Source organism: Achromobacter sp. FW305-C-30-7, from assembly GCF_058783105.1.
In genome coordinates, this window is record NZ_JBYSYI010000006.1 from 432,078 (window position 1) to 444,327 (window position 12,250).

A 12,250-nucleotide genomic window follows, 5' to 3' on the forward strand; every position below is an offset into this window, starting at 1 on the left:
GCGCCATGGATCTCATCACTTCGACGCGTATGTACGACGTGGCGCCCGCGGCGCGGGCTGCCTGGCATGCGCTGCTGCAGGCCGCGCACGCCCGCGCCGGCCTGGACGTGCACTTCGTCGAGCACGGCTGGCCGACGCCCATCGGCGAACTGTGGGAGCGGCCGGGGCTGTGCGGCGTCTTCATATGCGGCTGGCCTTATGTCACGGCGCTGCAGGCGGGGCGGGCCTTTGGCGCCGTCGCCGCAGTGGTGCCGGACTGGCCGGCCTACGAAGGCCTGCCGCGCTACCGCAGCGAATTCCTGGTGCGCGCCGACTGCGGCTGGTCGTCGCTGGCTGACGCGGCCGGCAGCCGTTATGGCTGGATGGTGCGTGACTCGCAATCGGGCTGGAACGCGCCGCGCGCGGCGCTGGCGGGGCTGGCCGCGGCCGGCGGCGCCCTGTTCGCGGCGTCCAAGGGCCCCTATGGCAACCCGCGGGGCCTGCTGCGCGCCCTGACCGACGGCGAAATCGACCTGACCGCGGTCGACGGCTGGTACCTGGATCTGCTGCGCGCACACGATCCGGCCGCGCTGGCCGGATTGCGCACGCTGGCGTATACGCCCTGGACGCCGAATCCCTTGCTGGTGGCCGGACCCGACGTGGATCCGGCCAGCGCGCAAGCCCTGTCGGACGTCCTGCTGACCATGCACGAGGATCCAGCCCACGCGCCGCTGCTGCGCGCCGCCCATGTGGCGCGCTTCACGCACCCTGACCCCGCGTCGTACACCGTCCTGAACGACATGGCGCAAGCCGCAACGGCGGCCGGCTATCCCGAGATACGCTGAAGCCGGGGCAGGCGCCGCTTTGCGCAGCGGGTGTACCGCCCCGATTCCCCGGAACGTCGGCGCTTTAAAGAATTATTAAAACCCCGTGCCGACAATGCACTCCTGCGACGGCGGGCCCCCGGCCCGCCGCCAGCACGCACCCTCAGCAATGAAAGATGGCGCTGATCCGTCCGGACCGCGCGGGAGATGCATATATGAAACGCCTGCATGGCATGGAATTGTTCGCCGAAGTGGCGAAGGCGCATAGCTTCAGCCGGGCCGCCGCGGTCCTCGGCATGCCGACCTCCACGGTGTCGCGCCAGGTGGCCGAACTGGAGCGCGCGGTCGGCCTGCGGCTGCTCAGCCGCAACACGCGCCGAGTGGAATTGACCGACGCCGGCCGGCTGTATTTCGAGCGCTGCCGCCGCATTGTGGCCGAAGCCGAGATCGCCCACGAGGAATTGCGCGACCAACTGGAAATTCCCAGCGGCCCGCTGCACGTCCAGTTGCCGGCGGCATACGCGTTGGACGCCTTGATGCCGGCCTTGGTCGAATTCGGCAGCCACTATCCCGAAATCCGCCTGCAACTGAGCGTGACCGGTCCCGAGTTCGCCGAGCACCCGCCCGAGATCGGCGACGTGGCGATCCGCCTGGGCGAACTGCCCGACTCGTCGCTGGTGGCGCGCCGCCTCGGCGCGGTCCATGCCAGCCTGTACGCCGCGCCCGCCTACCTGGCGGCCCGCGGCACCCCCGCCTGCCCCGCCGACCTGGCGCGCCACGACTGCATCGGCCTGCGCGCTGGCGGCGGCCAGCCCGCGCCCTGGCCGCTGCAGCGCGGCCGCGAGCAGTTGCTGGTTCCAGTGGAGCACCGCTATGGCGCCAACGACGCCTGCATGGCCCGGCAGCTTGCCGTGCTGGGCGCCGGCATCGCGGCGCTGGGCGGAGACGAAAGCGGCCGGCTGCGCTCCGGCGAGCTGGCGCGCGTGCTGCCGGCCTGGAGCCTCGGACCGATCGAGGTCCATGCCGTGACCGAGACCCGCCTGTTGCCCGCCCGGACCCGCCGGCTGATCGATTTTCTGGCCGATTACCTGGATGGCGCCGCGCGTTGCCACACACCGCGCCTGGAGGTGCGCCGCGCGGCCTAGGTTTTTCCCTGCGCGCACGGGCCCTCACCCCCGTCACAATATTGCATCCCGAGGCGATACGGCCCCCTTTTTCACCCGCGGGCCGCCCCTCCTGTCCTCCTTCGGCCCTGGCGCCGCCCTCCACCGTGTAAACTCCCCCCTTTTTGACTCTGGTGGTATGTTGCAGGCCCCACAGCGCACAGGTTTAAGCGGCCCGACGCTCATTCGCTTGCTGACTCGCCTGACGGATGCCGACGTCCCGCAATCCAGGCAATCGCTTTCAGACCATCTGAGCCTATGGCTCGGCTGGACGGACGCGATCGCGCTCTCCGCGGCGCTGAATACCAGCCCGCCGGTGATCGCCCCCGGCGCGCGCATGTTCAGCAGCGCCGAGGAGCGCGACTGCGCCCGCGTGCGGACCACGTTGGCCGACGCCATCGCCAGCGACACCGCGGCCACAGCCGCCAAGCGGCCCGGACCGGGACAAGCCCGCGCTCCCGCCAAGCAGTTGGCGGCGCTGGCCGAGGCCGAAGCCGACTACGCGAATTTTCGCCAGCGCTATCTGTCGTTGCAGCACACGATGGAAACCGCCGTGGGCAATCTGCGCAGCCGCCTGCGCGGCATGGTCGCGGCCAGGAATGGCGAAATGACACGCCTGGCGGTGGTCGACGCCATCATGGACCGCGCCCTGCTGCCCAAGGAACGCGCGCTGTTCGGCGTGATTCCGAAGTTGCTGCAAGGCCATTTCAACCGCTTGCGCGAGGCCGAGGCCGCTGCGTTGGCCGAGGCTGCCGCATTGGCGGAAGCAGAGGCCCAAGCAGAGGCCGACGCCGGGGCGCAAGGCGATGCCGCAGCCGAGACAGGCGCGGCGCCCGCAGTGGCGCAGGCACCGATCACGCCAGGCGCCTGGCTGGACACGTTCCGCAAAGACATGCGCAGCGTGCTGCTGGCCGAATTGGATGTTCGTTTACAACCGGTCGAAGGGCTGCTTGCCACCCTTCGCGCCAGCTAACCGGGACACTATGTCCAAATATCTGACTAATCTCGTTGTTTTCTTGGCGGGTCTGGCCGTCGTGGGCTGGATCGGCGCGGGCTATGCGGGCAACAACCCGCTGGCGCTGGCCGTGACCTTGCTGATAGGCGCCTGTTACGTGGGCGGCGCGCTCGAACTGCTGCGCTACCAGCAGGCGACCTCCTCGCTGACGCGCGCGCTTTCGGGCCTGTCCGATGCGCCCGGCAATCTCGGATCCTGGCTGGACCAGTTGCCGGCTAGCCTGCGCAACGCCACGCGCCTGCGCATCGAGGGCGAGCGCGCGGGCCTGCCCGGACCGGCGCTGACGCCGTATCTGGTGGGCCTGCTGGTGTTGCTGGGCATGCTGGGTACCTTCCTGGGTATGGTCGTGACCCTGCGCGGCACCGGCCTCGCGCTGGAAAGCGCCACGGACCTGGCCGCCATCCGCGCCTCGCTCGCCGCGCCGGTCAAGGGCCTGGGCTTCGCCTTCGGCACCTCGATCGCAGGCGTCGCCAGCTCCGCCATGCTGGGCCTGCTGGCGGCCCTGTGCCGCCGCGAACGCGTGCGCGCAGCGCAATTGCTGGACAGCAAGGCAGCCACCACGCTGCGGGTGTACTCGCAAGGCTACCAACGCGAGGAATCCTTCAAGCTGCTGCAACGCCAGGCCGAAGTCATGCAGCGCCAGGCCGACGCCATGCCGACCCTGGTCGACCAGTTGCAGACCATGATGAACAGCATGGCGCAGCAGAATCAGGCCCTGAGCGACCGCCACATGGCCAGCCAGAACGCCTTCCAGGGCAAGGCCGAAGCGGCCTACTCCCGCCTTGCCGCCGTCATGGAGCAATCCATGAAGGAAAGCGTGTCGCAAAGCGCGCGCTCGGCCGGCGCCGCCCTGCAACCGGTCGTGGAAGCGACCATGGCCAGCCTGTCGCGCGAAACCGCGTCCCTGCAAGACACCGTGACGCAAGCCGTGCAGCGCCAGCTGGAAGGCCTGACCTCGGGCTTCCAGGCCACCACCAGCAATGTCGCCGGCATCTGGAACCAAGCCCTGGCCGGACAGCAACGCGCCAGCGAGGCCCTGTCCCAGGACCTACGGGCCTCGCTCGACCACTTCGCCCAGACCTTCGAACAACGCTCGGCCGCCCTGCTGGACAGCGTGTCCTCGCGCCTGGAGGAATCGTCGGGCAGCATGTCGCACGCCTGGACCCAGGCGCTGTCGCGCCAGGAGCAGGCCAGCGAGAAACTGGCTGGCGACAATCTGCAAGCCCTGACCGCGGCCGCGGCCAGCTTCGAGCAGCATTCGGCCTCGCTGCTGCGCACCCTGAACCAATCGCATACCCTGCTGCAATCCGACCTGGCTTCGCGCGACCAGCAGCGCCTTGCCGCCTGGACCGAAACGCTGGGCGCCATGGGCGCCACGCTGCGTCAGGAATGGGAACAGTCCGGCGCGCAGGCCGCCGAACGCCAGGAGGCGATCAGCGCCACGCTGGCGCAGGCGGTGCACGACATCACTGCGCAATCGCAGGTCCAGGCCCAATTGCTGGACGGCGTGTCGGCCCGCATGGAAGCGGCCGCCAACGGCGTCTCGCAGCAATGGGCCAGCGCCCTGGCCCGCCAGGAACAGGCCGGCGAAAAGCTGGCCGGCGACAACCGCCAGGCCCTGGCCGCGGCGGCCGCCACCTTCGAACAGCATTCCGCCGCGCTGTTGCAAACGCTGGACCAGTCGCATGCCCAGTTGCAGGCTGCGCTGGCCTCGCGCGACCAGGAACGCCTGGCCGCCTGGACCGGCACGCTGACCGCCATGGGCGCGACGCTGAGCCAGGAATGGCAGCAGGCCGGCGCCGACACCGTGGCCCGCCAACAGGCCGTCAGCGACACGCTGGCCCAGACCGCGCGCGACATCGCGGCCCAGACCCAGGCCCAGGCCGGTCTGCTGGAAAGCGTATCGGCCCGCCTGGAAACGGCGGCCGGCAGCGTCACCCAGGCCTGGACCGAAGCCCAGGCGCGCCAGGAACAGGCCAATGCCAAGCTCGCTGGCGACAACCAGCAGGCACTGGAAACCGCCGCGGCCACCTTCGAACAGCATTCCGCAGCTTTGCTGCAGACGCTGGACCAGTCGCACACTGAATTGCAAGCCGCGCTGGCCTCGCGCGACCAGGAACGCCTGGCCGCATGGACCGGCACGCTCACCGCCATGGCCGCCAAGCTCGGCCAGGAATGGGAACAGGCCGGCACCCAGGCCGCCCTGCGCCAGGTGGAAGTCAACGACACGCTGGCCCAGACCGCGCGCGATCTCACGGCCCAGACCCAGGCCCAGGCCGGCCTGCTGGAAAGCGTATCGGCCCGCCTGGAAACGGCCGCCACCGGCGTCACTCAAGCCTGGACCGAAGCGCAGGCGCGCCAGGAGCAGGCCAATGCCAAGCTGGCCGGCGACAACCAGCAGGCGCTGGAATCGGCTGCTGCCGCCTTCGAACAACACTCCGCGGCCCTGCTGCAGACGCTGGACCAGTCGCACACTGAATTGCAGGCCGCGCTGGCTTCGCGCGACCAGGAACGCCTGGCCGCCTGGACCGGCACCCTGACCGCCATGGCCGCCAAGCTCGGCCAGGAATGGGAACAGGCCGGCACCCAAGCCGCGCTGCGCCAACTGGAAGTCAACGACACGCTGGCCCAGACCGCGCGCGACATCACCGCGCAGAGCCAGGCCCAGGCCGGCCTGCTGGAAAGCGTATCGGCCCGCCTGGAGACCGCCGCCACCGGCGTCACCCAAGCCTGGACCGACGCGCAGGCGCGCCAGGAGCAGGCCAACGCCAAGCTGGCCGGCGACAACCAGCAGGCGCTGGAAGCCGCCGCCGCTGCGTTCGAACAGCATTCCGCCGCCCTGTTGCAAACGCTGGAGCAATCGCAGACAGACCTGCAGACCGCGCTCGCCGCCAAGGACGAAACGCGCCTGGAAGCCTGGACCGGCAAGCTCGGCGCCATCGCCGACTCGCTGCGCGCCGAATGGGAGCAGACGAGCTCCTACACAGCCAACCAGCAGCAGCAGATCTGCGACACCCTGGCCATCACCGCGCAAGACATCAGCGCGCAGACCCAGGCGTCGGCCAACGACACCATCGCCGAGATCGGCCGCCTGGTGCAGGCCGCCTCCGAGGCGCCGCGCGCCGCCGCCGAGGTCATCGGCGAACTGCGCCAGAAACTCTCCGACAGCATGGAGCGCGACAACGACATGCTGGAAGAGCGCACTCGCCTGCTGGAAACCCTGGGCACCCTGCTGGACGCCGTCAACCACACCGCCGCCGAACAGCGCACGGCCGTGGACGCACTGGTGTCCTCGTCGGCGGACCTGCTGGACCGCGTCGGCACGCAGTTCACCGAACAGGCCCAGGCCGAAACCGGCAAGCTGGCCGAAGTGGCCGCACAGGTCGCCAGCGGCGCGGTCGAAGTGGCCAGCCTGGGCGAATCCTTCGGCACCGCCGTGCAGCTCTTTGGCGAGTCCAACGACAAGCTGGTCGCGCACCTGCAACGCATCGAAGCGGCGCTGGACAAGTCCATCGCGCGCGGCGACGAACAGCTGGCCTACTACGTGGCGCAGGCCCGTGAAGTGGTCGACCTGAGCATGGTGTCGCAGAAGCAGATCATCGAGAACCTGCAGCAGCTGGCCATCCAGCGCGCGACGGCCGGAGCGGAAGCGGCATGAGCGAGGACATCGACGGCGGCGTGGAGCCCGCAGTCCCGGCCTGGGCCGTCTTCGGCGACCTGATGTCGGTGCTGCTGGGCGCCTTCGTCCTGATCCTGGTGAGCGTCGTCGCGGTGCAGTTGCAGCTGTCGACCCAGCTCGAGGAAGAGGTCAAGCAGCGCCAGGTCGAAACCCAGCGCCGCGAGACGCTGGAACAGGCGCTGGCGGGCCCCCTGGCCGCCGGCCGCGTGACCCTGATCGACGGCCGCATCGGCATCAGCGGCAGCGTCTTGTTCGCGCTGAACTCCGACCAGTTGCAGCCGGAAGGCCGCGAGGTCCTGAAGAGCCTGATCGAACCCCTGTCAGCCTATCTGAAGTCGCACAACGAAATCCTGATGGTCAGCGGCTATACCGACGACCAGCAGGTGCGCGAAGGCAACCGGCGCTTCGCCGACAACTGGGACCTGTCCGCGCAGCGCGCCCTGACCGTGACGCGCGCGCTGATCGACGAGGGCGTACCTTCGTCGGCCGTGTTCGCCGCGGCCTTCGGCTCCGAACAGCCGGTGGCCGCGAACACCGACGAGGAAGGCCGGGCCAAGAACCGCCGCGTGGAAATCGCGCCCATCCCCAAACCCTCCAGCGACGCCGGAACCAAGCATGGCCAGTGACGGCACGCGCGGCGAAATCGTCGACGCCCGGGCCGTGCTGGACGCCTGGCGGGAAACCGGCGCCGACCGCATCGCGCCGGTCCGCTTCCAGTTCATGGACGCCCTGCAACGGCGCGCCGCCACGCAAGACGGCCAAGCCCGCAGGCTGCTGGACGGCAAGCTGACGGCGCTGATCCAGGCCTATGAGGCCGAACTGGACGGCGCTGCCGTTAAGGCTCTTGCAGCCTCCAATGAATGCGCTCATGAAGGCGCCACCGCGGCGGCTCCCGCCGCTTGCGAACCCGGAGCGTTGGCGACGCTGACCGCCTACATGGCCGACCCCGGCGCCGACGCGCGCGGCACCACGGACCTGCGAGCCGCCTACCCAGAACTGGAAGTGCTGGAGTACTTCCGCGGCGTCTGGTCGCGGGTCAGCGCGGACCGGCAAGTCCGGCAGTCCCAGGAGCAGGTGCACAAGAACGCCGGCCCGCTCAACTCCAACCAGTTGGTGCACCGGGCGCTGTCGCTGATGCGCGAGGTGTCGCCGGGCTATCTGCAGCAGTTCCTGTCGTACACCGATGCCCTGATGTGGCTGGAGCAGGTACAAGCGGCCACTGCGCCCGCGCCCAAGGAGGCCGCGCCGCGCGCCGGCGCCAAGAAGACGACGCGCGGCAAGGGGCGCTGACGGCGCCGGGGTGCGGGCCAGAGCGATGCGCCCCCTCCCTGCCGCCCACCAGGCGGTCCCGCCAAGCGCCCCCCTCCTTGGCCCTCCCAGGACGCCCCCAACAGAGCGCGTCCTCCCGATTTGCGCCCTTCCCCCCATCGGCAGTAAGATACGTTCCATATACAAACCATATATGGATCGCTAACTCCATGGGCATCGTCAAGATTTCCGAGCAGATGCATGAGAACCTCCGCGTCGCCAGCGGCGCGCTCAGCCGCTCCATCAATTCCCAGGCCGAACACTGGATGCGCATCGGCATGCTGTCCGAGCTCTACCCCGAGCTGCGCCACGCGGACATCTGCCAACTTCTGATCCGCATCGAACAGGCGGAGGGCTTCGCCATCGCCTCGCTGTCCCAGGGGCTGCCGCAGGCCGCCCAGCAGGAGGCCGCATAAATGGCAAAGAAGGTTTCCATCAAGTCCGTCGCCGACATCGAAATGGCCCGCAAGGCCGGCGCCATGGCGGCGGAAGTGCTGCACATGATTGCCGAACACGTCCGCCCGGGCGTCACCACCGATGAGCTGGACCGCATCTGCCACGACTACATCGTCAATGTGCAGAAGGCGATTCCCGCCAACGTCGGCTACCACGGCTTTCCCAAGACCATCTGCGCCTCGGCCAACCACGTGATCTGCCACGGCATCCCGTCGGCCAAAGTGCTGAAGAACGGCGACATCCTCAACATCGACGTGGCCGTCATCAAGGACGGCTGGTTCGGCGACACCAGCCGCATGTACTACGTGGGCCAGCCCAGCCCGCTGGCGCGCCGCCTGGTCAACACCACCTACGAAGCCATGCGCGCCGGCATCATGGCCGTCAAGCCCGGCGCCACGCTGGGCGACATCGGCCACGCCATCCAGACCGTGGCGCACCGCGAGCACTTCAGCATCGTGCGCGAATACTGCGGCCACGGCATCGGCCAGATCTACCACGACGATCCGCAGGTGCTGCACTATGGCCACCCGGGCGAAGGCATGGTGCTGCAGACCGGCATGATGTTCACCATCGAACCCATGATCAACGCCGGCAAGCCCCAAACCAAGCAGTTGCCCGACGGCTGGACCGTGGTCACCAAGGACCGTTCGCTGTCCGCGCAGTGGGAGCACATGGTGGTCGTGACCGACACCGGCTACGAGGTGCTGACGCCCTGGCCGGACGGCTTCGGCGACTATCCGCCCATCCCCTGATATCCTGACGCGGCGCGCCGGCCCGGCCCATGGCAAGGAACGGAGTGCGGACAGACAAGGGCACGATCATGATCGTGCCCTTGCCGTTTCCGCCGTCCGTGCCCCATGTCCGCTCTGCCCTCCGCGTTCCGCCGTCTGGCCGCCTCCAACCTGGCCGCCCAATTCTCCGAACAGATGGCGCTCGCGGCCGCGCCGCTAGTCGCGGTCTTGGCGCTGGGCGCCAGCGCGGCGCAGACGGGCTACCTGCAAACCGCCCAGACCCTGCCCTTCCTGCTGCTGTCCCTGCCCGCCGGCGTATTGGCCGACCGGATGTCGCGGCGCGCGCTGATGACCGCCGCCGAGTGCGTGCGCGCCGCCAGCCTGCTGGGCCTGCTGGCGCTGCTTGCAACGGGGGGACTGAGCCTGGGCTGGCTGGCCGCGCTGGGTTTCCTGGGCGCGGTCGGCACGGTCGCCTACAACGTTGCCGCACCGGCGCTGGTGCCCAGGCTGGTCGCGCCCGCCGAACTGGCCAGCGCCAACCGCTGGTTGGAGCTGGCTCGCAGCACCGCCTTCTCCGCAGGGCCGGCCGCCGGCGGCGCGCTGGTCGGCTGGATGGGCGCGCCCTCGGCCTATGTCCTGGCCACCGTGCTGTCATTGCTGGCAGCCCTGCTGCTGGCCGGCCTGCCCCACGACAGGCCCGGACCGGCGCCGCGCCGCCGCCTGCTGGAAGAACTGCGCGAAGGCGCGGCCTTTGTCCTCACGCACCCGCTGCTGCGACCGGTGCTGGTGACCGCCGTGTTCTTCAATACCGCCTGGTTCGTGCTGCAAGCCGTCTACGTCGCCTACGCCATCGAACGGTTGGGCCTGTCGGCCGCGGCCGTCGGCCTCACGCTGGGGGTGTACGGCGGCGGCATGGTGGCCGGCGCCCTGCTGGCGCCCTGGCTGGCCCAGCGGCTGAGCTTCGGCGGCATGATCGCCGTCGGCCCGCTGGCCGCGTTGATCGCAAGCGTCATCCTACTGTCCACCTTGGCCTATCCGTCCGGCGCCTGGGCCGCGGCGGGCTTCTTCCTGTTCGGTGCGGGTCCCATACTCTGGACCATCACCACCACCACGCTGCGCCAGGCCATCACGCCCAATGCCCTGCTGGGCCGGGTGTCCGCCGTGATCCTGACCGCCACCTTCGGCGCCCGCCCCGTCGGCGCGCTGATCGGCGCCGCGCTCGCCGCGCGGGTCGGCGTCGAAGCCTGCCTATGGGTGTCGACCGCCGGCTTCGCCGTGCAATTCGTGGTGCTGTACACCTCGCCCGTGCTGCGCCTGCGCAGCCAGCCCGAGGCCGGCGCCTGCTGAAGGCTGTTGCGCACGGAAAACCGGCAATCTGTACCTGCCCGCGTCAACCGCCGCCCGCTAGACTGCCACGGTCAATCGAAACGATGCCGGCAAGATGCTGAAAATCCTGGGTAAGGCCTCATCCATCAACGTGCGCAAGGTCCTATGGACCTGCGCCGAACTGGACCTGCCATTCGAACGCGAGGATTGGGGTTCCGGTTTCCAGCCCACCAGCGATCCCGCGTTCCCGGCGCTGAATCCGAACGCGATGGTGCCCGTCATCCGGGACGGCGACTTCGTGCTGTGGGAGTCCAACAGCATCATCCGCTACCTGGCCTCGCAATACGGCGGCCAACGCCTGTACCCCATCGAGCCCAGGCTGCGCGCCCGCGTCGACCAATGGATGGACTGGCAGGCGACCGACCTGAACCGCTCCTGGAGCTACGCCTTCATGGCCCTGGCGCGCGAATCAGCCGCCCACCGCGACCGCGCCGCGATCGAGGCATCCTGCCGCGAATGGGCGCGATTCATGGAGATACTGAACCGGCGCCTGGAACAGGCCGGCGGCTACGTCGCCGGCCCCGCGTTCTCGCTGGCCGACATCCCCGTCGGCCTGTCGGTCAACCGCTGGTTCCGCACGCCCTTCGACAAACCGCAACTGCCGGCCGTCGCCGCCTATTACGACCGGCTCGCCGAACGCGAAGGCTACCGGCTGCACGGCCGCAACGGCACCGCCTGACGCGACCAGGCGGCTACTTCACCACCCCGCAAACCAGCCTACCGCCCCCACCGCCCAGCGGCGCCGGCGTATCGCTGTAGTTGTCGCCGCCCACGTGCACCATCACCGCACGACCCTTCACATCGGCCAGCTTCAGATGCGGCGCCACCACGGCCTTCGTGGCCGTGCCATCCGCGGCAACCACGATGAAAGGCAGATCGCCCTGATGCCCGTCGGTCGCCATCGGCCCCTTGTGCGCCTTGGTGCCCTTGGGATCGAAATGCCCGCCCGCGGCGCCGCCAGCCGCCATCTGGTTGTTCACCATGCCAGGCTCGCACGAGCCCTTCTCATGCACATGGAAGCCGTGTTCGCCGGGCGGCAAGCCCTTCAAATGCGGCGTAAGCTGCAGCCCGCCCTTGGTGTCCTTGAGTGAGATTGTGCCAGCGCTCTTGCCCACGCCCTCCGCGCTCAGGAACGACATCGACACGTCTTCCGCCAACGCCGCGCCAGACGCGCCTGCCAACGCAAGCGCCGCGACCAGCATCGAGATTTTCTTCATGAGGTGCCTCCAAGATACGCGCCCGCAGGCCGCGGACGCCCGGTAGTGCATGGACGACCCGTTGCCGCCCATGCAGCAAAAAACAATAGCATTCGGGTCACGGCGTCTGCCAGCAATCTTCGTTCCTGATACAAACGTAGATCTTGCCGTGATGATGGCTTGCGCGCATTGAATGGCGGCTTGCTACGCGCGGGGTTCTCGCGCCTCACCCATCCTACGGATCGTAGGGTTCCCCAAGCACCGTCCCGTCGCATTCGCGCCAGCGTACAAAATCCCGACGCCTCACCCAACGTACGTCAACTGCGGCCGCCCGGGCGGCCGCAATTGACGGGCATCGCAAGACTCGAAACCAAACACCGCTGCAGCAGCGCCAAATACCAAGACGCACGTAGCCCGTCGGCGCGGGCGCCTGGGTGGCGAGCAACCTCGATGCGCCCGAGGGAATCTGAAGGGAAGGCCGAAGGCCTGGACGAAGATGACGACGGGGCAGTC

Annotated in this window: 11 protein-coding genes; 10 read left to right on the forward strand and 1 reads right to left on the reverse strand. The window is 69.1% G+C overall.

The annotated features are described in order from the left end of the window. Positions 1-5 precede the first annotated feature (5 nt). The 10 genes from AC3WOB_RS21910 to AC3WOB_RS21955 all read left to right on the forward strand — a co-directional run bounded on the left by AC3WOB_RS21910 (position 6) and on the right by AC3WOB_RS21955 (position 11,220). Positions 6-824, forward strand: a complete 819-nt coding sequence (locus AC3WOB_RS21910; protein ID WP_492276164.1) for a phosphate/phosphite/phosphonate ABC transporter substrate-binding protein — start codon at positions 6-8, stop codon at positions 822-824. A 194-nt stretch (positions 825-1,018) separates the two neighbouring features. Continuing rightward, entirely contained in the window at positions 1,019-1,948 is a 930-nt protein-coding gene (locus tag AC3WOB_RS21915) for a LysR family transcriptional regulator (RefSeq protein WP_492276165.1), read from the forward strand. Positions 1,949-2,105: 157 nt separating this feature from the next. Further along, positions 2,106-2,939: a DUF3348 domain-containing protein gene (locus tag AC3WOB_RS21920; RefSeq protein ID WP_492276166.1), complete on the forward strand. Its 834-nt coding sequence runs from the start codon at positions 2,106-2,108 to the stop codon at positions 2,937-2,939. 10 nt (positions 2,940-2,949) lie between these two features. Next, positions 2,950-6,639, forward strand: coding sequence for a DUF802 domain-containing protein (locus AC3WOB_RS21925; protein WP_492276167.1), 3,690 nt, complete (start codon positions 2,950-2,952; stop codon positions 6,637-6,639). Then, positions 6,636-7,286: an OmpA family protein gene (locus AC3WOB_RS21930; RefSeq protein WP_013394274.1), complete on the forward strand. Its 651-nt coding sequence runs from the start codon at positions 6,636-6,638 to the stop codon at positions 7,284-7,286. The genes AC3WOB_RS21925 and AC3WOB_RS21930 overlap by 4 nt, the downstream gene beginning before the upstream one ends. Continuing rightward, entirely contained in the window at positions 7,276-7,950 is a 675-nt protein-coding gene (locus AC3WOB_RS21935) for a DUF2894 domain-containing protein (protein ID WP_492276168.1), read from the forward strand. The genes AC3WOB_RS21930 and AC3WOB_RS21935 overlap by 11 nt, the downstream gene beginning before the upstream one ends. A gap of 188 nt (positions 7,951-8,138) precedes the next feature. Then, complete coding sequence (locus AC3WOB_RS21940; protein ID WP_013394276.1) at positions 8,139-8,384, forward strand: ParD-like family protein; 246 nt, start codon at positions 8,139-8,141, stop codon at positions 8,382-8,384. Then, complete coding sequence (map, locus tag AC3WOB_RS21945; RefSeq protein WP_492276169.1) at positions 8,385-9,176, forward strand: type I methionyl aminopeptidase; 792 nt, start codon at positions 8,385-8,387, stop codon at positions 9,174-9,176. It begins immediately after the preceding gene. Between the two features lie 105 nt (positions 9,177-9,281). Then, positions 9,282-10,502, forward strand: coding sequence for an MFS transporter (locus tag AC3WOB_RS21950; protein ID WP_492276170.1), 1,221 nt, complete (start codon positions 9,282-9,284; stop codon positions 10,500-10,502). Positions 10,503-10,596: 94 nt separating this feature from the next. Next, a complete protein-coding gene (locus AC3WOB_RS21955; RefSeq protein ID WP_492276171.1) occupies positions 10,597-11,220 on the forward strand; it encodes a glutathione S-transferase family protein in 624 nt (207 codons plus the stop codon). A gap of 13 nt (positions 11,221-11,233) precedes the next feature. Here the strand turns inward: AC3WOB_RS21955 and sodC are convergent, their stop codons facing one another. Continuing rightward, positions 11,234-11,758 (reverse strand): superoxide dismutase family protein, encoded by a 525-nt coding sequence (gene sodC / locus AC3WOB_RS21960; protein ID WP_013394280.1) that lies wholly within the window; start codon positions 11,756-11,758, stop codon positions 11,234-11,236. Between the last annotated feature and the right edge of the window lie 492 nt (positions 11,759-12,250).